A 23,768-nucleotide genomic window follows, 5' to 3' on the forward strand; every position below is an offset into this window, starting at 1 on the left:
AACCAGCCCTCCGGCACCGATGCCCCCGCAATCGGGGGTCAGCCGACCGCTGCCACCCGCGACAGGCCGGCACGCCAGGCCGAGGCCGTCTGCCCGTGCCAGGCCTTGAACTGGCGGGCGAAGCTGCACGGATCGTGGAAGCCACAGGCTTCGGCCAGTTCGCCGATCGAAAGCTGGCTGTTCTGCAGCAGGTCGCGGGCGCGCTGCATGCGCAGGCGCATGGAGGCGTGCTGCAGCGTCTCCTGGTAGACCGCATGGAAGGTCTTGGACAGCCACCAGCTGGAAAAGCGGGTGAGTTCCATCAGGTCCTCGATCCGCAGCATCCGCTGCGGATTGCCCTCCAGGAACATCCGCGCCTTCTGGATGCGGGCGAAGATCCGCGCCTTGCGGTGGAACGAGCGGCCCGGGCAGCGTTCGACCATCGGGGCGAAGCCATCCTGCGCCGCCTGCAGTTGCTGCAGCAGCGGACGCAGTACCCGCGCCAGGGTGGCCGGATCGGTATCGGTTCCAAGGGCCATGCCCTGACGCCACAGCCGCAGGACCAGCCGACGGTCTGCGATGGACAGGGTCCCACGGCCGGGAAGCAGGCCACGGTCGGCGGCACCCAGGCCACTACCCAGCAATTCCGGCGGCAGCACCAGGCCGATAGCCAGCCCATGCCGGCTGGCCTGGATTTCCGGGGCGGAGCCGCGCTCGAACGCGATCCACTCGCCCGCACCCAGCGCGAAGCTGCCCTCCACCGCCGTCACCTGGGCAGTGCCACGCAACTGCAGCCAGAAGGAAAACATCGGTGCCGGTGCGCGCGCGGTGCCCGAGCGCGCTACTGCGGCAAACCGGAACGACGGACCCGCGCTGGCAGCGGCCGGCATGCGGATTTCACGGGTGGTGATCTGATGGGCGCTGACCTGATGGGCGCTGACCTGATGGGCGCCGACCTGATGGGCGCCGACCTGATGAGCCGTGATCTGATGGGCGGTGACGAAGGTGTCGGGCATGGCACGCGTCCTGATGTTCGCTGGCGATCCGCGTGTACGGATCTGGCGACCTTCGTTGTATTCCTGCCCCGGCCGTCATGCAGCGGGAATTCGCCCAGCCATCCATCGCTCGCGGCCGGCGCGATGAAAATCGACGAAACAACCTTTTACGTCGATCAAATGCCCCGGAACCGCTGCATCGCGCAATCGATGCGCCGATACCCGCCCCGCCCCCGCGCCCCATCGGCGGCGGACAGCCAGCCGCCGGCGGTCCGCGCGTCGCGTCCCGGCCTCGCCGGTGCTTGCATCGCGTGTGAGACAACGGTATTCACACCGCCTCGACCGTCGTCGCGGTCCGCGCAGCTCCAGGCAAGGCAATGACTTCACCACCCAGCGGTTTCATGGACACCATCCCCGGCCTGCGCAGGATGGATTCCTTCGACCGCAGCGTCCTCGTCCTCACCGTTGGCGTGTGGGCGATGCACTTCCTGATGCGCACCACGGTCTCGTTCTACTCGATGCACTACGAGGCCGACCTGGGCACGCTCAGCGCGCGCGCGGTGGCGACCACGCTGGGCATCCTGCTGAGCCTGGGCATCCACCTGCTGCTGCGCCGCCGCTATGGCGGCCAACCCTGGCGCCTGTTGCTGATGTCGGTGCTGCTGACGCTGCCGGCGACTATCGCGCTGACCTACATCGGCGAACACATCTTCTATCACCTCAGCCCCTACTACCGCATGTATCCGGAACGCTGGATGCACCGCGAGGAACTGGGCGAAACCTACAAGGCCTACCAGTGGAATTTCTTCGCCTGGGCGGCGTTGTACGCCGCAGCCGCGGGCATGGTGGAAGTGCGTCGTCGCGAACAGCAACTGGCCGACGCCAACAGCGCCGCGCAGCAGGCGCAACTGCTGGCGCTGCGCCTGCAGATCAACCCTCACTTCCTGTTCAACACGCTCAATACGCTGGCCGGTCTGATCGTCCTGGGTCGCAATGGCGAATCGGAAAAAATGGTCCTCAGCCTGTCGCGCTTCCTGCGCTACACGCTGGCCACCACACCGTCGCAACTGACGACGCTTGCCGACGAGACCGGCATGTTGCGGCAATACCTTGAAATCGAATCGGCGCGCTTCTCCGACCGCCTCACCGTCACCTGGAACATTCCCGACGAGTGCGAGACCGCGCTGGTACCCAGCCTGATCCTGCTGCCGCTGGTGGAAAACGCGCTCAAGTACGGACTGGGCGCGTCCGAACGACCGGTCGTGATCGCGATCAGCGCCAGGCGCGCCGTCGACGTCCTGGTACTGCAGGTCGAGGACGACGGCGGCACCGTGCACGAAGGCCAGGTCGGCATGGGCATCGGCCTGTCGAACGTGCGCCAGCGCCTGGACACGCTGTATGGCGAAGACGCATCGCTGCGCAGCGGGCCCCTGGACACCGGCTGGCAGAGCGCGATCCGCGTGCCCTTCCAGAAGTACCCGACGGCGGAGCGCACGGCGTGATTCGCATCCTGCTGGCCGACGACGAGCCCATCGCACTTGACCGCCTGGAGCTTGCCGTCGCCGGCATTCCCGACGCGCAGCTGGTGGCGAAGGCCCGCAACGGCAAGGAGGCGCTGGCACTCATCCGCGAGCTGAAGCCCGACATCGCCGTGCTGGACATCCAGATGCCGGTGAAGGACGGGTTCGCGGCGATCGCCGAACTCAAGCCGGGTGAGCACCTCCCGGAAATCATCTTCGTCACCGCCTACCAGGAACACGCCGTGCGCGCGTTCGAAGTCCACGCGGTGGACTACCTGCTGAAACCGGTGTCGTTCGAACGTTTCCGCGAAGCCGTCCGCATGGCCCGCGCGCGCATGGAAGCCCGCGCTGCCGAAGTACGTTTCGCCGAACTGCAGCAGCTCATCGCCAGCCTGCGCGACAGCGGCAACCCGGAATCCGCTGCGGGCTTCGAGCGCGAGTTCTGGGTGCGCACGCGCGAAGGCATCGTGCGGATCGCCGCGGACAGCATCGACGCGATCACCGCCGAAGGCGACTACGTGCTGCTGCACGTCGCCGGCAAGGCACACCTGATGAAGGACACGATCACCTCGCTGGCGTCGCGTCTGGATCCGACGACCCACGTGCGGATCCATCGTTCGACCATCGTCAACCTGCGCCAGGTCAATACCCTCCGGCGGCGCGGCCCGAAGGCGATGACGCTGACCCTGGAATCCGGCGGCGACTATGCGATCGGCCCGAACTACGTCGACGCCGTGCTCAAACTGGTGAATGCGCGGCGCTGGCGCTGACATTCCGCCCACTCGACGCCCGAAGCGGCACCCGATGCCGTCATAGGCGCCGCCGCGCGCGGTCCTGCATGGCATCGCCGCAGGAGCCCACCCGTATAATCACAGGCTATGTCTGCCGAAGCCCTGCACTCCCCCGTGACCCAGCCCATCCCCGACCTGGCCAGCATCCAGGCCCTCGCCCGCGATGACATGGCCGCGGTCGACGCGCTGATCCGTCGTCGCCTCGCTTCCGACGTGGTGCTGATCAACCAGGTGGCCGAGTACATCGTCGGGGCGGGTGGCAAGCGCCTGCGGCCGATGCTGCTGTTGCTGGCCGCCGGCGCGCTGGGACATCGCGGACCCGACGCGCACCAGCTGGCCGCCGTGATCGAGTTCATCCACACGGCCACGCTGTTGCACGACGATGTCGTCGACGAATCCGACCTGCGCCGCGGACGCAAGACCGCCAACGCAGTGTGGGGCAATGCCGCCAGCGTGCTGGTCGGCGACTTCCTGTACTCGCGCAGTTTCCAGCTGATGGTCGAGCTGGACCGGGTGGAAGTCATGCGCATCCTCGCCGACACCACCAACCGCATCGCCGAAGGCGAAGTGCTGCAGCTGCTGCACGTGCGCAACCCGGACACGGACGAGGCGGCGTACCTGCGCGTGATCGAACGCAAGACCGCGGTGCTGTTCGCTGCCGCCACGCGCCTGGGCGCATTGCTGTCCGGCGCCGACGCCGCTACCTGCGACGCGCTGCACGACTACGGCATGAACCTCGGCTACGCCTTCCAGATCGCCGACGACGTGCTCGACTACGCCTCCGACGCGGAAACGCTGGGCAAGAACCTCGGCGACGACCTCGCCGAAGGCAAGGCGACCTTGCCGCTGATCCACGCGATGCTGCACAGCGACGCCGCCACGCGCGATCGCCTGCGCCATGCGGTGGAACACGGCGACGCGGATGCGTTGCCGGACGTGCAGGCGGCGATCCATGCCACTGGCGGACTCGACTACAGCCGCAATCGCGCCGTGGAGTACGCCGATGCCGCCGAGCGTTCGCTTGCGGGGCTGGACGAGAACGCCTACACCGCTTCCCTGCGCGGCCTGGCGCGTTACGCGGTCAGCCGCGACCACTGATTCGAAATCTCCGTCGTTGCCGCTCTCCCGTTGCGCGGAAGCGGTCGTAGAGGTTGTCATCATTGCGGGACGGCGGGTCGAGACCCGCCCTACTCTCGCTCGGCGGCAACGCCTGCACCGCAGCGCTGCGTGGATTGGCGTGTTACGCGGTGAGCCGCGACTACTGACGAACCGTAGCGCCGGGTTCGCTCGGCGCCTGGACCGCAACGAGCGTGCCGAAGCAAGTTCGGCCGTGCCCAGACTGCCTCGTAGAGCGGAGCTCTGCTCCGCTGCCTTTGCTGTTGCCGATTCAAGCCCTGAAATAGAAGAGCAGCCGAGCAAGCTCGGCTCTACAAAGCGGGGCTTATTTCGCTGTGAACCGCTCGGCGAAGAAATCATCCATCATCCGGAACGCGCGCTTCGCCGAGGTCGCGTTGTAGCGACAGTTGCCCGAGCCGTTCTCTTCAGGCTCGGTGTAGCAGTGGACCGTGCGGCTGAAATCGACGAACTGCCAGTCCGCTTTCGCCGCGTTCATTTCCTGCACGAAGGCACTGCGCATTGTCTCGGGCACGTTGGCGTCATCGGCGCCGTTGAGCACCAGCACACCGGCCTTCATGCCACCGGGCTTCGCCTGCGCCGAGGGCTTGAGGTTGCCGTGGAAACTCACCACGCCGCTCACGTCCGCGCCGGTGCGTGCGAGGTCGAGCACCGCCCCGCCGCCGAAACAGAAACCGATCGCGCCGATATGGCCAACATCCAGCGGCGCCTGCCGCTGCTGCTTCAGGACGTCCACCGCCTTGGCCACGCGCGCAGCCAGCCCTTCGGGTGCGGCGTAGGCAGACTGCAATGCCTTCTTCGCCTCGTCGTGGTCCTTGGGATTGACGCCCTTGCCGTACACGTCGGCCAGCAGGATCACGTATTTGCCGGCAGCGATCCGCTTGGCCTTTTCGACGGCGCCCGCGTTGACGCCCATCCAGTTGGGGACCATGACCAGGCCGGGGAGCTTGGCCTTGGCGGCATCGTCATAGACGACATAACCCGCGAATGCCTGGTCGCCGATCTTCCACTCCACCGGCGTTGCCCGCATCGCGGCGGTCGCCGGAGCTGCGAAGAACGCGAGAGACAACACGGCGAACTGGAACATCGCGACGTGGAACCCTGGGATATGGAGTGCGGCAACGAGTCGGCGCATGGCGATTTCTCCGGAATCTGGCGAAAGGGTAGTCAACGCAGGTTGCCCTGGCGTGAATCCTGCGGCCTGCGCGTGCCCGGCAACCTGCTTCGCTTGGCGGAACGTCATCGCTGTCGATGACGTTCGCGTTCGGCTGCGATCAGGCGATGCCCAGTCCCGGAATCGCGCTGATGCTGTCCGGATCGAACCCCGCCAGTTCGGCGAAATGCCGCCCCCGCGCAACGTAGTCGCGGTACGGGCCGAAACTGGGTGCCCCCGGCGACAGCAGGACGACGCCGTCGCCTGCAAGCACGTCGCTCGCCTGCCGCATCGCATCCATCAGGTCGGCCGCGGAAGCCAGCACGAACCCGCCCCGCGCCGCGACTGGCGCCAGCAGGTCGAAGATGCGCGGGCCGTTCTGGCCCATGGTGATGATCGCGAGCGGCGCGCCGGTACGCATCGCGTCGGCGAATTCCTCCCACGGCAACCCGCGGTCGTGCCCACCCACAAGAAGTGCGACGCGCCTGCCGCGAAAAACATCCAGCGCCGCCAGGCTGGCATGCGGAGTGGTGCTGATCGAGTCGTTGACGTAGGTGATGCCGTCGCGCGTACCGATGGTCTGCAGTCGGTTGGGCAACGGCCGGAAGCTCGCGGCATGCGGGGCCAGCGTGACCGCGTCCAACCCCAATGCCTCGATCGCGGTGAGCACGGCGCACAGGTTGCCGCGGTTATGGCGGCCCGGCAGCGGCAGGGTCGTCGTGTCCATCACGAAAGTGTCCGCGCGGTATAGCGCGTCGCCACGAAGATGCCAGCCATCGGCGCCACCGAACCAGCGGACGGCGCTGTCGGGAAGCTGCAACGCCGACAGGATCGGATCGTTGGCGTTGAGCACGGCGATGCGCGGCTTCGCTTCGGTCAGCAGGCGCAGTTTGTCGGCGATGTAGCGCTCGTGCGAACCGTGCCAGTCGAGGTGTTCAGGAAAAATGTTCAGCGCAACCGCGACATGCGGACGCGCTCCGCTGGCTGCAACGTCGCCGGTCTGGTAGCTCGACAGCTCGATCGCCCAATACTCGGGCTGCAGATCGAGCGGCGCCCGATGCAGGTCAGACAACTCCAGCATCGGCAACCCGATATTGCCCGCCAGCGCGGTCACGTGACCGCCGGCCCGTAGCAGGTGCGCGAGCAGCGACGTCGTGGTGCTCTTGCCCTTGGTGCCCGTGACGCATACCGCGTTGTCGACGAAGCCCGCCTCGTTGGCATGCTCGCCGAACCACAACGCCGTACCGCCGATGAAGCGCGTGCCCTGCCCGGCCGCCGCAATCGCTTCGGGCTTGTACGGGCTGATGCCGGGCGACTTGATCACGATGTCGAACGCTGCCAGTCGGCCCGCGTCCGCTTCGGTTTCGACCGACAGCAGCGGGTCGTTCAAGGCCCGCGCGTCAGCCACTTCATCGGCAGCACAGAAAAGCGTCAGTGCCAGCTGCGGAAGCCGCGCGCGTATCGCTCGATAGGCGGCGCGCCCCTCGCGACCCCAACCCCACAACGCGACTTTGCGGCCTTCAAGCTGCCGGATGCTAAGCGGCGAGGTGCGCACGCAGGCGTTCCCACAGCGCGGCGGGGATGCGGTGTTCCTCGTCGATCACCAGCAGGGGCTCCACGTGCAATTCGGTATCGTCGAGCTGCGGCCGGATCTCGCGCGCAAAGCGCTCGACCAGCGCATCCTCGCGCCACTCCGGACGCGCACCCAGCGCGGCCATCGCGGCGCGCGACTCGCGGCCTTCGCCGACGCATTCGAACGGCTTGTGGTCCTGGAATTCGAGCAGCGCGTCGTAGCCCGCGGTTTGCGCGGGATCGTCGAGCAGGTTGCGCCCGAAGATGCCGACCAATCGCGGCTTGGGCATGAACGGCGCCAGCGCCAGGAACACGAAATGACACTTCGGGCACACGCCGCACCAGCGATTGGCCGGGCGCTCGCCGAGGATGTGGAAATTGCGATTGCAGCTGCTGAAATGCGCGTCGTAGCGATCGGATTTCGCGAACTGCCGCGCGACGGCGAGTTCGCTGAGCGGACGCAGCAGCGAGTAGTAGTACAGGTCGGCGGCGACATGACGCTGGAGATGATCGCCGAACGCCTTCTCGCAGGCCCAGCCCTTGGACCATTGATGGTTCACCTCGCCGGTGCCTTCGATGAGGCTGCCGTAACTGGCCGAGCGTTCGTTGGAGAACACGACCTGGTTGGCATCGTGCAGCAACGCGGCCAAGGCCATGATCGCCGAATTCAGAACGGTCACCGGAATGTGGCCATTCCAGGCACCTTCGCGGTTGAACTCGAACAGCTGCGGGGCCAGTGCACGACCGAGGTTGAGCGTCGGCAGGCCGGTGCGCGCAGCGCACGCGGCGATCAGTTGCGAGCCGCCGACCCAGGTTACGGTCTGCCCCACGCCGAGCGCGCGCAACGCCTCGATGCTGACCAGCGAGTCCTTGCCGCCGCCGATCGCGACCAGCGCCTGTTCGCGCAGGCCAAGCGCCGGCGCCGCGTCCGCGGATTCGCGCGCGTCGACCGGGAAACGGATCCTGCCGTGCAGGTTCAGGCCGTTGCGATACGCGAACTCGCCCAGGCCGTTGACGTAGATCAGCTCCAGCAGTGCGGCGGTGTCGGCATCGATCGCGTAGGAGTCGATGCGGATTTCCTCCGGCACCGCAGCCTTGTAGTAGCTCACGCCGGCAATGAGATGCAGCAGGCGCAACGCGCGTTCGACGGCCTGGGTGCGGGCAGCATTCAACTGGAATGGCGCACCCGGCACGGTGACCGTTTCGATCAGCTCCGGGCCGTCATCGAATGCATAGACCAGCTGGGCGACACCCGTCGCCGCATCGAACGTGCAGCGCACGAAGCGGAACGTCTGGATCGTGTCGCGTTGGAATTTCCAGTTACTCATCTTTGAACCTTGCGTAGGGCGGGTTTCAACCCGCCATTACCAAATTGCCGCGGGATTACCCCGTCATCCGTTGCTGACCGCCAGTCGGCGGGTTGAAAACCCGCCCTACACGATCCCCTCTGCCGGCAGCGCCCGCAGGTTGTAGGTGTTGGCCATCGCCATGCCGTAGGCACCGGCGTCCGCGATCAGCAGCACATCGCCTTCGCCAGTGGCGACTGGCAACAGGCGATTGCGACCGAGCACGTCGCCGCTCTCACAGATCGGGCCCACCACGTCGAACGCGGTATTTTCCGCGTCCTCCAGCCGGCTCAGGTTGTGGATGCCGTGGTAGGCCTCGTACATCGCCGGACGCACCAGCGCGTTCATGCCCGCGTCGCAACCGATGCGGCGCACGCCGTCCTTCTCCACGACCTGGGTGACGCCCAACAGCAGCACGCCCGCTTCCGCGACCAGATAGCGACCGGGCTCGATCACCAGTCCGTAGCGCGGATACGCCGCCTTGATCTCTTCGAGGCCGTCGCGCCATCCCGCCAGGTCGAAATCCTGCGCGTCCGGCGTGTACGGAATCGGCAGGCCGCCACCAATATCAATCGTCTCGATCGTGCCGACGTTGTCGGCCAGCCCCGCGAGTTCGGCGTACACGCCGCGCCAGTGGCGTGGATCATCGATGCCGCTGCCCAGGTGCGCGTGCAGACCGCTGATACGGATGCCGAGCTTGCGCGCTTCGGCGAGGAAGGCGTCGAAGCGTGCGATCGGCAGGCCGAACTTCGCCGCCACGCCGCCCGTCTTCACCTTCTCGTGGTGGCCTTCGCCGTGACCGAGGTCGAGGCGCAGCCAGAGCGTGCGATTGCGGAACACCTCCGGCCAACGCTGCAACGCCTCGACGTTGTCCAGCGTCACCGTCACGTCGCGTGCGAATGCCGCTTCGTACTCGCGGCGCGGCGCGAAGCTGGGCGTGAACAGCACGCGCTGCGGCGCCAGGTTCGGCACGGTGGCGAAGACGTGGTCGAGTTCGGCCAGCGACACGCATTCCAGCCCGAAACCCTCGCTGACCAGCGTGCGCAGGATGTCCGCCTGGGGATTGGCCTTGATCGCATAGAAGCAGCGATCGATCGCGTCGACCGAAAGCAGTCCGCGCGCACGTTCGCGTACGGTTGCCAGGTCGTACACGTAACGCGGCGTGCCCGCCTGCGCGTGTTGCAGCAGCGTGCCGCGCGCGCCCGCCCACCATGCCGGCGTGCGCGCGACCTTGCCGTGCGCGATCTCGCGCCAGCTCGGGCCGAACACACTGGCATCCAGCACCGGCATCGCGCCACCGCGGATCAGCTCCGCGTGCAGCTGCGGCAGCATGCCGTCGGCGTCGGCTTCGTCGATGACGAAGGTGAGGTTGAGGTCGTTGGACGACTGCGAGATCAGGTGCACGCGCTCGCGACCGAACGTCGCCCACACGTCCGACAGCTTGTGCAGCAGCGAACGCATGCCGCGACCGACCAGCGTGATCGCCGCGCATGGCGCGATCACTTTCACCCGGCAGACCTCGGCGAGATCCGCGCTGAGCGCTTCCAGCACGTTGGAGTTCACCAGGTTCTCGCTCGGATCCAGCGACACGGTGACGTTGGTTTCCGACGAGCCGATCAGGTCGACCGAGAGGCCGTGACGCTTGAAGCGTTCGAACACGTCGGCAAGGAAGCCGACCTGCTGCCACATGCCGATGCTTTCCATCGACACCAGCACGATGCCGTTGCGGCGGCTGATCGCCTTCACGCCCGGCACGGTCGCCGCGCTGGCGTCGATGCGCGTGCCCGGCAGGTCGAAGCGTTCGGTGTCGAGGATCATCATCGGCACGCCCGCCTCACGGCACGGGCCGATCGAACGCGGGTGCAGTACCTTGGCGCCGGTGGTCGCGATTTCCTGCGCTTCGGCGTAATCCAGTCGCGTCAACAGGCGTGCATCGGGGACGTCGCGCGGATTGGTGGTGAACATGCCCGGCACGTCGGTCCAGATCTCCACGCGCTGCGCCTTCAGCAACGCACCGAAATACGCGGCGGACGTGTCGGAACCACCGCGACCGAGGATCGCCGTGCCGCCGTCGCCATGACGCGCGATGAAGCCCTGCGTGAGCAGCATCGGTGCGGCCTGCTGCGAAAAGCGTTCGATGAACCCCGCGTTGCTGTCATGCCGGCAGTTCACCGACAGACGCTGCGCCCACGCACTGGCGTTGGGAAGCGAGACGGCATCGAGCCATTGGCGCGCGTCGCACCAGCCGAAGTCGTGACCCTGCGTGCGCAGGTACGCTGCGCCGAGCGTCGACGAGAGCAGCTCGCCCTGCGCCAGCACTTCGGCTTGCCAGTCGAGCGCGCGCGTGGCGGCACGGGCATCGGTACCCAGCGCCTGCAGCGTCGACAGTCGCTCGCCCAGCACGGCGTCCGCGTCGAGATCGAGTTCAGCGCAGAAAGCACGATGCCGCTCGACCAGCGCCGCGATGCGGCCGGCGACATCGTCGCCATTGCTGATCGCCTGCAGCTCGTTGGTCACGCCCGACAACGCCGAGACGACTACCAGCACGCGCACGCCGTCTTCGGTCATGCGTTTGGAAGCCAGGCGCCCGATGGTGTCCCAACGATTCCGGCGCGACACCGAAGTGCCACCGAACTTGAGTACGATCCAACGTGCCGCTTGCCTGACCACTCGTGCCCTCTCAGGTTTTTGCCGTGAAACCGGCAATGGGAACATGCGCTGTGCCCGGTTCGCGAATAACCGATGCGCATGAGGCAGCGATTCTACCCGGCATGCCCTACCGGGATGCACTGGCGGTATGCCGTGCCGGGCCGTCCGGATGCCATGCCAGCCAGCCGTGCGCCCGGCCTTGGCAACTGCATCGTCCGACGCTCCCGGCGGCCGTGGCCGGTAGCCGGTGGCCGAGTCGCCAGCCACGGCTTCGAACCCCGCCGGATGCCAATGGCGAGGCAGGAATCGACGGCCGCGTGCAATGCGCCATCCACAGCCCCGTGGATTGGTAAGCTGCGCGCCCCCGTCGAACCCCACCACGATGAAGCGACGCTACCTGCAACTGGACGTATTTGCCGGCCACCCGGGTGATGGAAACCCGCTGGCCGTGGTGCTGGATGCCCAAGGTCTGGACGACACCGCGATGCAGGCCATCGCGAAGTGGACGCGGCTGCCGGAGACCACCTTCGTGTTCCCGCCCACCCAACCGGGCGCGAGCTACCGCATCCGCATGTTCAGTCCGCGCCGCGAGGTGCCCTTCGCCGGGCATCCCAGCGTCGGCACCGCGCATGCGGTGATGGAAGCCGGCCTGGCGACCCCGCGCGACGGCTTGCTGATGCAGGAAGGCATTGCCGGCGTGCTGCCGCTGCGCGTGGTCGGCGAGGGTCGCACCCGCACGATCGCCGTGCGCACGCCACGCGCGAAGGTGCTGGAAACCACGACGCCGCAGGATCCGCGCCTCGTCGAAGCCTTGCGCGGCCTGACCCTGGGCTCGCAGTCGCTGGCATTGATGGACGGTGGCCGTCGCTGGTGGCTGGCGGAAATCGCCGACGAAGCCAGCCTGCGCGCCGCGCAACCGAACTGGGACGCCATCGCGGCGCTGGCCCAGGAAACCGAGAGCATGGGCCTGTTCGCCTATGCCCGCAGCACGGACCCGGTCTACTACTACGCCGTGCGCGCCTTCGTCGGCGCTCCGGCCCGGTTCGAGGACGCCGCGTCCGGCGCCGCCAACGCGACCCTCGCCGCGTGGCTGGCATCCCGCAATGCGCTGCCCAGCGCCGATGGCCGTTATCGCATCAGCCAGGGACGCGAAGTCGGCCACGACGCGATCATCGACCTGCACGTGGATGCCGACGGCGAAGTCTGGTCCGGTGGTCGTGTCTGCGACGTGGTGACCGGCGAAATCGATTGGACCTCCTGAAGGAAGATCCGGGCAATCGCCGTCATCCCCGCGAATGCGGGGATCCAGCGGCTTCCAATCATTGAGAGCAAAGGCGCTGCATTCCCGCTTTCCAGGGAATGACGAGCCAAAGCCGGCTTGTTCAGTCCCTCCCCCAAAAGCGTGCAAATTGCGGCGCACTCGCGCGACGTACAGCCCGAATGCGACCCCGCAGCATTTCATCGCCGCCGCGCCTCCTGCAGATCGATCGCGGACCGATGCCTTGTGCCTTTGCGGCCGCCTGCAAATCCCCGCTACGCTCGCGATGACGGCATGGGGTGGGCAGCGCACGCAGGCACGCCGACGACCTGCCACGACGACCCCCCGCCGCAACCATCGGAGCGCGACATGACCGAGTTGGCCAACAAAGTCATCTGGATCACCGGCGCCTCCAGCGGCATAGGCGAGGCGCTGGCCCTGCTCGCAGCAAAACGCGGCGCGAAGCTGGTGATCTCCTCGCGCCGCGAAACCGAGCTGGAACGCGTGCGCCAGGCCTGCCCGCGCCCGGACGACGTCGCCGTGCTCCCGGTGGACCTGTCGCAACTGGCCGACGCCGAAGCGCTGGCCGCACAGGCCGCCGCGTTCTTCGGCCCCATCGACGTGCTGGTCAACAACGCCGGCATCTCGCAGCGCACGGCGATGCTCGACACCGGCATGCCGGCGTACCGGCAGTTGTTCGAGATCGACCTGTTCGCGCCGATCGCACTCACCAAGGCACTGGCGCCGGAATGGGTGGCGCGTGGCGACGGGCATGCGGTGGTGGTGAGTTCCGTCTTCGGCCACATCGCGCTGCCGCGCCGCACCGGTTACGCGGCAGCCAAGCACGCGCTGCACGGGTTCTTCGACTGCGCGCGGATCGAACTGGGTCAGCAAGGCGTGAAATTCACCCTCGCCTGCCCGGGCTTCGTGCGCACCAACATCTCGAAGAACGCACTCGGCCCCGGCGGCACGCCCTACGGCCGGTCGGACCACGACATCGACGCCGGCATGGATCCGCTGGTATGCGCGGAGAAGATCTGGCGTGCCGTGGAGGCCGACCGCTACCAGGTCACCATCGCCGGCATCGAACGTGTCGCGGTGTGGTTCAAGCGCTACCTGCCGCTGCGCTGGTACACGGCGTTGGCGCGCCGCTTGAAGATCAAGTGATGCGCGCGGATGGCGTAGGCAAGGCGTGTAATCCGTCCACCGCGCACCAGAACGCAGAAGGGGCCCGAAGGCCCCTCCTCGACAACCTGGACTGACGTTTACTCGGCCCGCACATCCACCCGGACGCGGATACGGTCGCCGGGGTGGTAATTAGTGCGGGTGGTGTACTGCTGGCCGGCGTATTCGTAGGTGACGTCGTAGGCGTTCACGTCGCGATCGCTGGAGTAGCGGTTGTTGGAGTAGCGGTCGCCGTAGCGGCCATTGACGGGTTCGGGATCGCACACGGTCACCGTGCCGACACGACCACGTTCGCGCTGTGACTGGTCGTAGATCTGGCGACCGGCCATGCCACCCACCATCGAACCGATCGCGGATGTGGCGTAGCGCGCACTACCGCCGCCGACCTGGCTGCCGATCGCGGCACCGACGATGCCACCGAGGACCGTCGCCACCGTCGCACCGGCCTGGGTGCCACCGGTGTTGCGGCGGTTGCCGTACTGGTCGTAGTAGCCGTCGTTGCTGCCGTAACCGCGGTCATAGTTGCCGCCGTTGTAGCTACCGCGGTAGCTGCCGCTGTAACCATCGCCGTAGTAGCCGTTGTTGCCGTAGCTGCCAGTACCACCGGCGCCCACGTAGGTCTGCTGCTGGCGACAGTTCTGGCCGCTGGTGGCGTAACCGGAGCCGGATGCGTAGCGCGAGTCGAACACCGGGTCGACGCGAATCACCCGCGCGTAGTCGTAGCGGGCACCATCCTGGTCATAGCCCGACTGCTGGTAGGACGAGTCGGAACGGTAACCCTGGGCGCTGGCGAGGCCGGTGGTCGCGGCGAGGCATACAGCCAGGGAGGAGACGAACAGGCGCTTCATGTGGGTGCTCCGGACGCCGGGATGGCGTGCGCGGATCGTGGGTCCGCTGCGGTCAACGTCGGCTGAATCGAACCGGGTCAACCGGCCAGGCGCCGCGCCCGTTCACCCCGCCGACAGCCACGCCGCAACCTGGGCAGCCACCGCCGGGCCCGAGCGCCCCAGCAGCGGACCGACGTGGCTGGGCGAAGGCGCTTCCAGCAGGCTCGCCTGCCACTCCGCCGCCAGCGCCCGTGTGAGCGCAGGCGGCACGTCCTCGTCCTGCGTCGACACGACGCACAGCACCGGGCACGCAGGTCGCGGCATCGCCAGTCCGCGATGCGCTTCCCGCAGCGCGGGGCCGGACTCATCGCGCCAGTGGCGGAACGCGAGCATCGCGGTGGCGTCGTCGGCATCGGGCAGGGCGCGACGGGTCGATTCGAGGCGGGCGTCCATCCACCAGCGCACGACATCAGGCCACTCGCGGGCGGGAAGCTGGTTCGCCCAGGGCGCAGGCGGCAGCGGATTGACCAGCACCAGCGCATCGGCGAGGTCCGCGCAGCCCATCGCGACCAGACCGCCCAGACTCGCACCGACCAGCGCCCGCGGCCGCGGCAGCCGCTGGATCGCCGCGCGCACCTGGTCGATGTAGTCGTGCAGCTGCGTCCCCGCCAATCCTGCAGGGGCTGGCTGCAGGTCCGGCGCAATGGCATCGATCCCGTGCCCGGCCAGGACCCCGCGCCAGGCGTTCCACTCCCAGCCACCGCCGCCCGCGCCGTGGATCAGCAAGGCATGCCGGACGGGGCCGCTCATCGGGATGGGCTCACGCCCGTTGTTCGAGCCGTAGGGGGCGTCGGAAGTCGCCCCCGCGGTGGCCGCGGATCTCTACCGAAGTCGCGAGCAGCCGCACTCAACCCTGCAACGTTGCCGTCAGCGTCACCGGGACCGCCAATGCACGCGAGATCACGCAACCGGCCTTGGCTGCCTGCGCGATCTGCTCGAACTGCTCGGCGCTGATGCCCGGCACCTTCGCGTTGACGATCAGGTGCACGCCGGTGATCGTCGGGCCAGGATCCATGCCCGGCTCCATGGTGGCTTCGGCACGGGTGTCGATCCGGTCCGGCGTGAAGCCCGACTTGCCCAGCACCGCCGACAGCGCCATCGAAAAACAGCCCGCGTGCGACGCCGCCAGCAGTTCCTCGGGATTGGTGCCCTTCTCATCCCCGAAGCGGGTCTTGAACGAATAGTTCTGCTCGGCGAACAGACCGCTCTGCGGCGTGCTCATGCTGCCCTTGCCGGCTTGCAGGTCGCCCTGCCATACCGCGTCTGCGTAGCGCTTGAAGGCCATGTCGATGCTCCTTGAAAAGGGCCGATAGCCTAGCGCCTTGGTTGTTAGGTTTGTGCACCGGACACGCCACATGACGACCACGTCTTCAATGCGTGGCTGTGGCTGTGGCTGTGGCTCTTGTCTTCCTCGCCCCCCCGCCGCTCCGCTACGGGGCCCGAAAAGAGGCACAGTCAAGAGCAAAAGCCGAAACACCTTGACCCGCCCCAGAATCCGCGGGAAGGTTTCCTTCCCGGCGACCCGCCGGTACCCGCCATGACAGCCCTCGCCGAGCGCCAGCTCGGAAGGCAGCGCTTCCGACGCGGACAGCCATGACGGCCTTTCTATTGGGCGAACCGCCCTACCCAACCATGGGAGAAACGGCCTCATGTCCTACTCGACCCCTGACATCCGCAACGTGGCCTTGGCAGGCCACCCCGCCGCCGGCAAGACCACGCTCTTCGAAGCCCTGCTGCAGGCCGGCGGCGCGATCCAGACAGCAGGCAGCGTCGAACGCGGCAGCACTGTCTCCGACTTCGACCCGATCGAAAAGCAGCGCGGCCATTCCCTCGACGTCGGCATCGCCTCCATCGACCACGGCGCGCCCGGCCAGCCCAGCATCCACGTCAACCTGATCGACACCCCCGGCTATCCCGACTTCCGCGGACCCGCGCTCTCGGCGCTGGCGGCGGTGGAAACCGTCGCGATAGTCGTCGATGCCGACAGCGGCATCGAATACGGCACGCGCCGGATGATGGAGTACGCCAAGGCGCGCAACCTTTGCCGCGTGCTGGTGGTGAACAAGATCGACCACGCCGATGCCAACAGCGCGCGCGTCCTGGACGACCTGCGCGACACCTTCGGCAGCGAATGCCTGCCGCTCAACCTGCCCGCCGACGGCGGCAAGGCGGTGATCGACTGCTTCGGCAACACGACCGGCGGCAGTGACCTGGGCACCGTGGCCGACTGGCACCAGAAGATCATCGACCAGGTGGTCGAGATCAACGAAACGGTGATGGAGCATTACCTCGACCTGGGCGAAGGCGGCCTGTCGGGGCAGGAACTGCACGACGCCTTCGAGCAATGCCTGCGCGAAGGCCACCTCGTGCCGGTGCTGTTCTGCTCCGCTCGCAGCGGCGTCGGCGTGAAGGAACTGCTGGACGTCGCCGAGAAGCTCTTCCCCAACCCGACCGAAGCCAACCCGCCGCCGTTCCACAAACTCAACGGCCACGGCATCGAACCTGTCGAAGCGGCACCCGATCCGTCGAAACACGTCATCGCCGACGTCTTCAAGGTCGTCAACGATCCCTTCGTCGGCAAGCTCGGCATCTTCCGCGTCTACCAGGGCACGGTGAAGAAGGACACGCAGCTGTTCGTCGACGACGGCAAGAAGCCGTTCAAGGTCGGCCACCTGTTCAAGGTGAAGGGCAAGGACCACGTCGAGATCGACCAGGCCATCCCCGGCGACATCGCGGCGGTGGCGAAGGTGGAGGAACTGCACTTCGACGCCGTGCTGCACGACAGCCACGACGAGGACCAGATCCACCTGGCGCCGCTCGATTTCCCCAAGCCGATGTTCGGCCTGGCGGTGGAGGCCGCGCACAAGGGCCAGGAACAGAAACTCTCGACCGCGCTGCACAAGCTCGCCGAAGAGGATCCGTGCTTCACCGTCGAACACGAGACCGAAACCAACGAAACCGTGATCCGCGGCCTCTCCGACCTGCACCTGCGCGTCAACCTGGAGCGGCTGAAAGACAAGCACGGCGTGGAAGTGAAGTCGCGCCCGCCGCGCATCGCCTACCGGGAAACCATCAGCGGCAAGGCTGAAGGTCACCATCGCCACAAGAAGCAGACCGGCGGCGCGGGCCAGTTCGGCGAAGTGTTCCTGCGCGTTGAACCCTTGCCGCGCGGCGGCGGGTTCGAATTCGTCGACGAGGTGAAGGGCGGCACGATCCCCGGCCAGTTCCTGCCGGCGGTGGAGAAAGGCGTGCGCCAGGTGCTGCATCACGGCGCGATCGCCGGCTACCCGATGCAGGACGTGCGCGTGATTGTCTACGACGGCAAGCACCACAGCGTGGACAGCAAGGAAGTCGCCTTCGTCGCCGCGGGCAAGAAGGCGTTCCTCGATGCGATCACCAAGGCACGGCCGCAGGTGCTGGAACCCATCGTCGAGCTGGAAGTGAATGCACCCGAACAGCACATGGGCGACATCAGCGGTGGCCTGGCCAGCAAGCGCGCGCGCATCAGCGGAACGGACTCGGCGCGCGGCAACGAGATAGTGGTGCGCGCCCAGGTGCCACTGTCGGAACTGGAAGGCTATGCGGCGGAGCTGAAATCGGTCACGGCCGGGCGCGGGCGCTATTCGCTGGACTTCAGCCACTACGAGCCGGTCCCGACACCGGTGCAGCAGAAGCTGATCGAGTCGTACAAGCCGCGAGTGGAAGAAGACTGAACAGCCATCAACGCGTCATTCCCGGGTCATGCCCGAGAGTGACGCGTTTTGCGCTTTGCTGGCCGTTGGCGGACGAACGGCAAGGGCGAATTCCGGGTTGTGACTTCAATCGCGGAAACGAAGCGTTTTCAGGCGTTTCATCCCTCCTGCAACAGGGGGATGACCATGAACGCTGGCAGACCGACCCGGATCACGAACCGGGGGGAACGATTGGCCCGGACCATGCTTGGCTTCGCATTGCTTGCAGCCGTCGCCTGGGCCTTGATGAACAACTCGCCGTCGCATTCGCTGCTGGGCGGGCTGCTGGGCTGACGCATCGCAGCGCGCGGTGTCAAACGCGCCGGACCGAAGCCTGCGGCATTGAGCGCGCGGCAGTAACAGCCACGCGACGTCTTTTTACCGCCCATCCAGCCCACGTTGCGGGCCGCGCCCCGTGCAACCTGATGAAAGCCCCATCCGGGTGCTTCCTCATCGCATTCGCCGGTGCGCTGCTCGGCAGCGCAGTCGCGCTAGGACTGTACGAACACTTCGTCGCGGCGCCGCGTCACGCGGGAATCGTCGCTGTCCTCGCCGCCACGGCGGCACCACAGCCCGCAGCTGCGCAGGTGGACCTCGACCGCGCCCGCAGCCAGGCCCAGCAGATCGCCAGCGAACTGGACGCGTCCGTCGAGCGCAGTGTGCGCAGCAGCCGCGACGCGCTTGACCAGCAGGCGCAGGACCAGGACAAGCGCCGCATCGCGGCCGAGGCCGCCAGCAGCGCCGCCATGTATCGCACCGCGATCACCGAGTACTACATGACCATGGGGAAGTGGCCTGTCTCGAATGCAGGGGCCGGGCTGCCTGCGGCAGCCGCAAGCCAGGGCCGGTACGTGCAGTCGATCGACGTCGGGGGCGAAGGGCGCGTCATCGTCCTGCTCAAGCCGCCGTTCGCCGCCGGCAGCCGGCTGAGCTTCACCCCGTCCGCACGGGAAGATGGACAGGTGCAATGGGACTGCCGCGCCGAAGGCGACCCGGACCTGCCGCGCTATCTGTCCGCCTGCAGGTAGGTCCGGACCATGCATCTGTTCGACACCCCGACCCTGCTCGCCTACCTCGCCACCGCCGCGGTGCTGGTGGTCATTCCCGGCCCCGGCACGGCGTGGATCGTGGCGCAGTCCGCCGCCGGTGGAACCGCGCGCGGCTTGCGTGCCGGCCTGGGACTGGAGACGGCAACGCTGATCCATGCGCTGGCCGCCGGGCTGGGCCTGTCCGCGGTGCTGGCGACCTCGGCGCTGGCCTTCGATGTCCTCAAGTTCGCCGGCGCCGCCTATCTGGTCTGGCTCGGCATCAAGGCATGGCGCAGTTCGCCGTCGGCTCCCGCCAGCGACAAGGGCGACCTGCTGGAAGCCAACATTGTCGATGGCAAGCTTGTCGAAGCCGACCTTTTCGAAACCAACCTGGTTGAAATCCCCGGCGACGTCCCCGGCAAGCCCGACCCGCAGCTGCGCGGCGTGTACTGGCGATCGGTGGCCACCGGCGTGCTCAACCCGAAGGTGGCGTTGTTCTTCCTCGCGTTCCTGCCGCAATTCGTCCACCCCGAGCGCGGGCTGGTGTGGCTGCAGTTCCTGGTGCTGGGCGCGCTGCTGTCGATGATCGGTTTCAGCAACAGCGCGGTGCTGAGCGTCGCGGTCGGGCACTTCGGCCGCCGCATGGGCGGCAACGCGCGGTTCGCGGCATGGCGCCAGCGGGTGCTGGGCACGTTCTTCATCGGCCTGGGCCTGCGCCTGGCGTTGCAGCAGCGCAGCTGAGCCCGCTGCGCGCGCGGAAGTCGGCCACTACGGACCGCCGCCTTCCGGCTTGGCGGGTTCATCCGGTTCGCCGCGTCGCCCAAGGGCGCGCTAGGATCGGCGCGTCGCCAGCCCCCACCTGCCGACTACCGTTCGTTCGAACCTGTCCGCAAACCAATCGGGGGACCCATGGACAAGCGTTTCTGGATTTCAGGCGTGGTGATGACCATCGCCACGATGCTGCTCGGCTTCGTCGTGCACGGCCTGCTGCTGGCCAACGACTACAACGCGCTGGTGGGGACGGTGATGCGTTCCCAGGAAGAAGCCAACGGCCTGATGCAGTGGATGATGATCGCCGACGTCTGCATCGGCTTCGCGATGACGTGGATCTATCGCCAGGGCATCACCGGCGGTCGTTCGACGCTGGCGCAGGGCGTGCGTTTCGGCATCGCGGTGGCGTTCCTCACCGTGATTCCGCAGTTCCTCATCTACTACGTCGTTTCGGCGATGCCGGCCGCGCTGGTGCACAAGCAGCTGATCTTCGACAGCCTGCGCATGGTGGTGCTGGGCGTGCTGGTCGCCTATCTGAACCCGCGTGCCTAAAACCCGCGCGCCTGACCTGACGCACCTGAAGTAAGGCGCACCTGGAACGATGCGCCTGGCGCACCGCATCCGGCACGCACCCGCGGCCGGATGCGGTTCATCCGTCGGGGGTATGGTGCAACCCAGTCCCCACAAGGCCCCCGCCATGAACCTGCGCCCGCGCCGCCATGTCCTGCAGATCGTCCTCCTGTGCATCGCAGCCGCCGCCGGTCTCGCGCTGGCCGGCTGCTCCACCCTCAACGCGGTGACCGCGTTGCTGGGCAACCAGGTGAATTTCACCCAACCGCAGCTGCAGCATTCGCTGGACCGCAATTTCCCCAAGCACTACGACAAGCTCGGCGGGCTGGTGTCGATGACACTGCTCAACCCGCGCCTGTCGATCCCGGAAGGCTCCAGCCGCCTGCGCCTGGACTTCGACCTGGGCATCGGCGCGCTCGGTGCCGACAGCAGCCAGCCCAGCGGCCATTTCGCCCTCACCAGCGCGCTGCGTTTTGATCCGGCCACCCACGGCCTGCACCTGCAAGACCCGACCATCGAGGACGTCGCCATGCCCGCCCTGGGCGGCGTGATGAACGGCACTACCCGCGGCCTGCTCAACAACTGGCTGCGCGAGTACGCGCGCGAGGAGCCGGTCTACCGCTTCGACAACAACCTGCTGGACAAGCTGGGCGCGCGCCGCATCGGCCGGACGGAAATCGAAGGTGGGCAAGTGGTGGTCCACCTGGGCGACAATTGAAGCCCCCAAGGGGTCACTGCATTTGCCTGTCATCCCGAGCGTAGCGAGGGATCAGCTGTTTCGCCGAAAAAACAGGTCCCTCGCTACGCTCGGGACGACATCCGACTTGTCCAGACCCGGCCTGCATGGTTCGGACCGATTGGTCCAGGCCGATTGGTCCAGGCCGATTTGGATCAGGCCGCTTTGAAATCAGGCCGGTCTGATCAAGCCGATCTGATTCAGGTGGAGTGATCCGTTTCGATTGATTCGCCTGATCTGGGATGTGTGATCTGCGATGTGTGTCCGCGTTGCCTGATCCGGTCCGTCTACCCTCCCACTCCGACTCCTGCTGCCAGAACCCGTCATGCGCTCCGTTGCAACGCTCCTTCTCCTGCTGACCCTCACTGCCTGCGGAAAGGATGCCGCCAACACCTCCGGCGCCACCGGCGACGCCGCCGACCAGCTGCCCGCGCCGGAGAAAACGCGCGCCGGCGTGACCGGCATGCCCAACCGCCCCGGCCCAGGCCACATCGGCGCGCCGGAACCGCAGGCAACGCAGGTGGCGGTGGATGGAAACGGCAATCCGCTGCCGCCCGACGGCGCTGCCGTCGATGGCACGACGCCCGGCCCCGACGTTACGCCGATCGCCCTGCCCGAACCCTCGACCGACGACGCCATCGTCGTCGTGCGCGACTACTACGCGGCCATCAACGCCGGCGATTTCGGTCGTGCCCAGTCGCAATGGGCCGATGGTGGCCGCGCCAGCCGGCAGTCGCCGGAACAGTTCGCGGGCGGATTCGCCGACACCACCGGCGTGTCGCTGGAAGTGATGGCGCCCGGCGATGTCGAGGGCGCCGCGGGTTCGCGCTACATCGAAGTTCCCGTCGCCATCACCGCCACGCGTCGCGACGGCAGCCAGCATCGCTTTGCCGGCACCTATGTCCTGCGCCGCTCCGTCGTCGACGGTGCCAGCGACGAACAACGCGCGTGGCGGATCAGTTCCGCACGCATCCACCCGGTGGTCGACACGGCCGCAAGCCCCGTGCAACCGCCGCAATGAGGTTCCTTTGCAGCAGTCGCGCGCTGGTGTTCGCCGTCGCCTGCGCGTGCGCCGCAAGCGCGTGCGCACCGGCACCGGAAGGAACAGCGACGGCTCCGGTGACGTCGACCCCGGCCGCGCCCGCTGCGCCGCCGGCACAGGGTTCGCAGCAGCCGGCACCTGTGCCTGCCACGCCGACGCCCGAACCCGCGCAAATCACCTGGACGCTGCCCGGCGACTTCGTGCGGAAAACGTCAAGGACGGCGAAGTCCCGGGCGCCGAAGGCGAAACCTTCCACGGGGTCATCCTGTTCCCCGACGACAGCACCCGCCGCGCCTACCTGTATTTCCAGGACGCGGAAAAACTCCGCGGCCTGTCGCTGGTGCGCGTATTCGAACGCGACTCGCGCTGGCAGCTGGACAACGGCATCGCCATGGGCATGACGCTGGCGGAACTGGTCCGTCGCAACGGCAAACCCATCCAGTTCACCGGACTGGGCTGGGATTACGGCGGCACCGTCATGGACCTGCACGGCGGCACGCTCGCCCCGCCCGCGGATGTCGCGATCCATCGCAACTGGCGGCTGGGAAGCGTTGAAGGCGAGTATCCCGCCCACGCCTATCCAATCGGCGATGCCACGTTCTCCAGCGACGATCCGAAGTACCCGCAGCAGGGCCGCCTGGTCGTCGTGGACGAGCTGTCGGTGTCGTTCCCCGGCGAAGACGATCTGTAGCCGCGCGCCGACGATGACCGACGCCCCGCCGCCCACTCCGTCCATTCCGCGCATCGTGCTCGACACGAACGTGTGCCTGGACCTTTTCGTCTTCGCCGATCCACGCGTCGCCACGCTGCACGCGGCCCTGCGTGAACGCCGTATCGAAGCCGTCACTGACGCCGCCTGCCGCGGGGAATGGCAGCGCGTGCTCGCCTATCCGCAATGGAAGCTGGACGACGACGCCCAGTCGGACCGGCTGGCGCGCTTCGACGCGCTGGTCGTGCTGTTGGGCGATGGTGGTGGTGAGGTCGGCAACGTCCTTGACACAACCGGTTCGACACCGGCCGACGCATCGGCGCCGCCGGCAAGCGACGTGCTGCCGCGTTGCCGCGATCCCGACGACCAGAAATTCCTCGAACTCGCCTTGCGCACTGGCGCGAATTGGCTGCTCAGCCGTGACCACCACCTGCTGTCGATGAACCGACGCTTGCAGCGCTCAGGTTTGTTCCCGGTGCTGACGCCGCAGCAATGGGAGCACTGGGAAGCGGCGCGCAATGCGCCTGCACCCGCAACAGCAGATCCCTCACTTCATTCGGGATGACAGCAATACGCAGTGGCTCGCTATCGCGCAGCCACCCGAGCCTTCCGGCATGCATTGCATCCCACCGCTGTAGTGCCGACTTCTGCTCGGCACACTCTGCCTACTCGAGTAGCGGCGCCAAGCAGAGCTCGGCACGACTGGGGCGTA

23 protein-coding genes are annotated in these 23,768 nt (G+C 67.3%); 15 read left to right on the forward strand and 8 right to left on the reverse strand.

Features of this window, described 5'->3' with window-relative positions:
- Window positions 1-38: 38 nt before the first annotated feature.
- Entirely contained in the window at window positions 39-995 is a 957-nt protein-coding gene (locus ACYVD7_RS00230; RefSeq protein ID WP_460757938.1) for a helix-turn-helix transcriptional regulator, read from the reverse strand.
- Between ACYVD7_RS00230 and ACYVD7_RS00235 the strand changes: the two genes are divergently transcribed.
- From ACYVD7_RS00235 to ACYVD7_RS00250, 4 genes are all read left to right on the forward strand, one after another.
- Complete coding sequence (locus tag ACYVD7_RS00235; RefSeq protein ID WP_460757940.1) at window positions 894-1,355, forward strand: hypothetical protein; 462 nt, start codon at window positions 894-896, stop codon at window positions 1,353-1,355. The two genes, ACYVD7_RS00230 and ACYVD7_RS00235, sit on opposite strands and share 102 nt — an antisense overlap.
- A complete protein-coding gene (locus ACYVD7_RS00240; protein ID WP_460757942.1) occupies window positions 1,352-2,476 on the forward strand; it encodes a sensor histidine kinase in 1,125 nt (374 codons plus the stop codon). The genes ACYVD7_RS00235 and ACYVD7_RS00240 overlap by 4 nt, the downstream gene beginning before the upstream one ends.
- Complete coding sequence (locus tag ACYVD7_RS00245) at window positions 2,473-3,264, forward strand: LytR/AlgR family response regulator transcription factor (RefSeq protein WP_460757944.1); 792 nt, start codon at window positions 2,473-2,475, stop codon at window positions 3,262-3,264. The genes ACYVD7_RS00240 and ACYVD7_RS00245 overlap by 4 nt, the downstream gene beginning before the upstream one ends.
- 108 nt (window positions 3,265-3,372) lie before the next feature.
- Entirely contained in the window at window positions 3,373-4,383 is a 1,011-nt protein-coding gene (locus ACYVD7_RS00250) for a polyprenyl synthetase family protein (RefSeq protein ID WP_460757946.1), read from the forward strand.
- A 343-nt stretch (window positions 4,384-4,726) separates the two neighbouring features.
- Here the strand turns inward: ACYVD7_RS00250 and ACYVD7_RS00255 are convergent, their stop codons facing one another.
- From ACYVD7_RS00255 to ACYVD7_RS00270, 4 genes are all read right to left on the reverse strand, one after another.
- Window positions 4,727-5,506: a dienelactone hydrolase family protein gene (locus ACYVD7_RS00255; protein WP_460758715.1), complete on the reverse strand. Its 780-nt coding sequence runs from the start codon at window positions 5,504-5,506 to the stop codon at window positions 4,727-4,729.
- A 187-nt stretch (window positions 5,507-5,693) separates the two neighbouring features.
- On the reverse strand, window positions 5,694-7,127 hold the full coding sequence (gene murD / locus ACYVD7_RS00260) for a UDP-N-acetylmuramoyl-L-alanine--D-glutamate ligase (protein ID WP_460757947.1): 1,434 nt from the start codon (window positions 7,125-7,127) through the stop codon (window positions 5,694-5,696).
- Window positions 7,108-8,472, reverse strand: a complete 1,365-nt coding sequence (gene murL / locus ACYVD7_RS00265) for a UDP-N-acetyl-alpha-D-muramoyl-L-alanyl-L-glutamate epimerase (protein ID WP_460757949.1) — start codon at window positions 8,470-8,472, stop codon at window positions 7,108-7,110. Before murL ends, murD begins: the two co-directional genes overlap by 20 nt.
- Before the next feature lie 105 nt (window positions 8,473-8,577).
- Window positions 8,578-11,160: a bifunctional aspartate kinase/diaminopimelate decarboxylase gene (locus ACYVD7_RS00270; protein WP_460757951.1), complete on the reverse strand. Its 2,583-nt coding sequence runs from the start codon at window positions 11,158-11,160 to the stop codon at window positions 8,578-8,580.
- 361 nt (window positions 11,161-11,521) lie between these two features.
- Here ACYVD7_RS00270 and ACYVD7_RS00275 point away from each other — a divergent pair, with 361 nt between their 5' ends.
- Window positions 11,522-12,400 carry a PhzF family phenazine biosynthesis protein gene (locus tag ACYVD7_RS00275; protein WP_460757953.1) on the forward strand — a complete coding sequence of 293 codons (879 nt, stop codon included), beginning with the start codon at window positions 11,522-11,524 and terminating at the stop codon, window positions 12,398-12,400.
- 366 nt (window positions 12,401-12,766) lie between these two features.
- A complete protein-coding gene (locus tag ACYVD7_RS00280; protein WP_460757954.1) occupies window positions 12,767-13,564 on the forward strand; it encodes an SDR family oxidoreductase in 798 nt (265 codons plus the stop codon).
- Window positions 13,565-13,662: 98 nt separating this feature from the next.
- Here ACYVD7_RS00280 and ACYVD7_RS00285 read toward each other — a convergent pair whose 3' ends face one another.
- From ACYVD7_RS00285 to ACYVD7_RS00295, 3 genes are all read right to left on the reverse strand, one after another.
- Window positions 13,663-14,430 carry a glycine zipper 2TM domain-containing protein gene (locus tag ACYVD7_RS00285; RefSeq protein ID WP_460757956.1) on the reverse strand — a complete coding sequence of 256 codons (768 nt, stop codon included), beginning with the start codon at window positions 14,428-14,430 and terminating at the stop codon, window positions 13,663-13,665.
- 102 nt (window positions 14,431-14,532) lie between these two features.
- Window positions 14,533-15,219, reverse strand: a complete 687-nt coding sequence (locus ACYVD7_RS00290; protein ID WP_460757957.1) for an alpha/beta hydrolase — start codon at window positions 15,217-15,219, stop codon at window positions 14,533-14,535.
- Between the two features lie 97 nt (window positions 15,220-15,316).
- The gene (locus ACYVD7_RS00295; protein WP_460757959.1) at window positions 15,317-15,754 is read right to left on the reverse strand and encodes an OsmC family protein; all 438 of its coding nucleotides are present in this window, start codon (window positions 15,752-15,754) and stop codon (window positions 15,317-15,319) included.
- Window positions 15,755-16,118: 364 nt separating this feature from the next.
- Here ACYVD7_RS00295 and fusA point away from each other — a divergent pair, with 364 nt between their 5' ends.
- The 9 genes from fusA to ACYVD7_RS00340 all read left to right on the forward strand — a co-directional run bounded on the left by fusA (window position 16,119) and on the right by ACYVD7_RS00340 (window position 23,621).
- Window positions 16,119-18,182, forward strand: coding sequence for an elongation factor G (gene fusA / locus ACYVD7_RS00300; protein WP_460757962.1), 2,064 nt, complete (start codon window positions 16,119-16,121; stop codon window positions 18,180-18,182).
- Between the two features lie 159 nt (window positions 18,183-18,341).
- Window positions 18,342-18,494 carry a hypothetical protein gene (locus ACYVD7_RS00305; protein WP_460757963.1) on the forward strand — a complete coding sequence of 51 codons (153 nt, stop codon included), beginning with the start codon at window positions 18,342-18,344 and terminating at the stop codon, window positions 18,492-18,494.
- Between the two features lie 131 nt (window positions 18,495-18,625).
- Complete coding sequence (locus tag ACYVD7_RS00310) at window positions 18,626-19,228, forward strand: pilin (protein WP_460757966.1); 603 nt, start codon at window positions 18,626-18,628, stop codon at window positions 19,226-19,228.
- 9 nt (window positions 19,229-19,237) lie between these two features.
- Window positions 19,238-19,969: a LysE family translocator gene (locus ACYVD7_RS00315; protein WP_460757969.1), complete on the forward strand. Its 732-nt coding sequence runs from the start codon at window positions 19,238-19,240 to the stop codon at window positions 19,967-19,969.
- 168 nt (window positions 19,970-20,137) lie between these two features.
- Window positions 20,138-20,551 carry a hypothetical protein gene (locus tag ACYVD7_RS00320; protein WP_460757970.1) on the forward strand — a complete coding sequence of 138 codons (414 nt, stop codon included), beginning with the start codon at window positions 20,138-20,140 and terminating at the stop codon, window positions 20,549-20,551.
- A 145-nt stretch (window positions 20,552-20,696) separates the two neighbouring features.
- The gene (locus tag ACYVD7_RS00325; protein WP_460757972.1) at window positions 20,697-21,287 is read left to right on the forward strand and encodes a DUF1439 domain-containing protein; all 591 of its coding nucleotides are present in this window, start codon (window positions 20,697-20,699) and stop codon (window positions 21,285-21,287) included.
- A 343-nt stretch (window positions 21,288-21,630) separates the two neighbouring features.
- Window positions 21,631-22,326 carry a hypothetical protein gene (locus ACYVD7_RS00330; RefSeq protein ID WP_460757973.1) on the forward strand — a complete coding sequence of 232 codons (696 nt, stop codon included), beginning with the start codon at window positions 21,631-21,633 and terminating at the stop codon, window positions 22,324-22,326.
- A gap of 7 nt (window positions 22,327-22,333) precedes the next feature.
- Window positions 22,334-23,038 (forward strand): hypothetical protein, encoded by a 705-nt coding sequence (locus ACYVD7_RS00335; protein WP_460757975.1) that lies wholly within the window; start codon window positions 22,334-22,336, stop codon window positions 23,036-23,038.
- A gap of 13 nt (window positions 23,039-23,051) precedes the next feature.
- The gene (locus ACYVD7_RS00340; RefSeq protein WP_460757976.1) at window positions 23,052-23,621 is read left to right on the forward strand and encodes a PIN domain-containing protein; all 570 of its coding nucleotides are present in this window, start codon (window positions 23,052-23,054) and stop codon (window positions 23,619-23,621) included.
- Window positions 23,622-23,768: the final 147 nt, after the last annotated feature.

It is taken from the genome of Lysobacter fragariae (assembly GCF_054779775.1).

Bases quoted from the DNA above. Each gene is read 5' to 3' on its own strand.
- ACYVD7_RS00235 (WP_460757940.1), top strand. From the start codon at position 894: ATGGGCGCTGACCTGATGGGCGCTGACCTGATGGGCGCCGACCTGATG.
- ACYVD7_RS00230 (WP_460757938.1), bottom strand. From the start codon at position 995: ATGCCCGACACCTTCGTCACCGCCCATCAGATCACGGCTCATCAGGTC.
- ACYVD7_RS00240 (WP_460757942.1), top strand. From the start codon at position 1,352: ATGACTTCACCACCCAGCGGTTTCATGGACACCATCCCCGGCCTGCGC.
- ACYVD7_RS00250 (WP_460757946.1), top strand. From the start codon at position 3,373: ATGTCTGCCGAAGCCCTGCACTCCCCCGTGACCCAGCCCATCCCCGAC.
- ACYVD7_RS00255 (WP_460758715.1), bottom strand. From the start codon at position 5,506: ATGTTCCAGTTCGCCGTGTTGTCTCTCGCGTTCTTCGCAGCTCCGGCG.
- murL (WP_460757949.1), bottom strand. From the start codon at position 8,472: ATGAGTAACTGGAAATTCCAACGCGACACGATCCAGACGTTCCGCTTC.
- ACYVD7_RS00275 (WP_460757953.1), top strand. From the start codon at position 11,522: ATGAAGCGACGCTACCTGCAACTGGACGTATTTGCCGGCCACCCGGGT.
- ACYVD7_RS00280 (WP_460757954.1), top strand. From the start codon at position 12,767: ATGACCGAGTTGGCCAACAAAGTCATCTGGATCACCGGCGCCTCCAGC.
- ACYVD7_RS00285 (WP_460757956.1), bottom strand. From the start codon at position 14,430: ATGAAGCGCCTGTTCGTCTCCTCCCTGGCTGTATGCCTCGCCGCGACC.
- ACYVD7_RS00290 (WP_460757957.1), bottom strand. From the start codon at position 15,219: ATGAGCGGCCCCGTCCGGCATGCCTTGCTGATCCACGGCGCGGGCGGC.
- ACYVD7_RS00295 (WP_460757959.1), bottom strand. From the start codon at position 15,754: ATGGCCTTCAAGCGCTACGCAGACGCGGTATGGCAGGGCGACCTGCAA.
- fusA (WP_460757962.1), top strand. From the start codon at position 16,119: ATGTCCTACTCGACCCCTGACATCCGCAACGTGGCCTTGGCAGGCCAC.
- ACYVD7_RS00305 (WP_460757963.1), top strand. From the start codon at position 18,342: ATGACCATGAACGCTGGCAGACCGACCCGGATCACGAACCGGGGGGAA.
- ACYVD7_RS00310 (WP_460757966.1), top strand. From the start codon at position 18,626: ATGAAAGCCCCATCCGGGTGCTTCCTCATCGCATTCGCCGGTGCGCTG.
- ACYVD7_RS00315 (WP_460757969.1), top strand. From the start codon at position 19,238: ATGCATCTGTTCGACACCCCGACCCTGCTCGCCTACCTCGCCACCGCC.
- ACYVD7_RS00320 (WP_460757970.1), top strand. From the start codon at position 20,138: ATGGACAAGCGTTTCTGGATTTCAGGCGTGGTGATGACCATCGCCACG.
- ACYVD7_RS00325 (WP_460757972.1), top strand. From the start codon at position 20,697: ATGAACCTGCGCCCGCGCCGCCATGTCCTGCAGATCGTCCTCCTGTGC.
- ACYVD7_RS00330 (WP_460757973.1), top strand. From the start codon at position 21,631: ATGCGCTCCGTTGCAACGCTCCTTCTCCTGCTGACCCTCACTGCCTGC.
- ACYVD7_RS00340 (WP_460757976.1), top strand. From the start codon at position 23,052: ATGACCGACGCCCCGCCGCCCACTCCGTCCATTCCGCGCATCGTGCTC.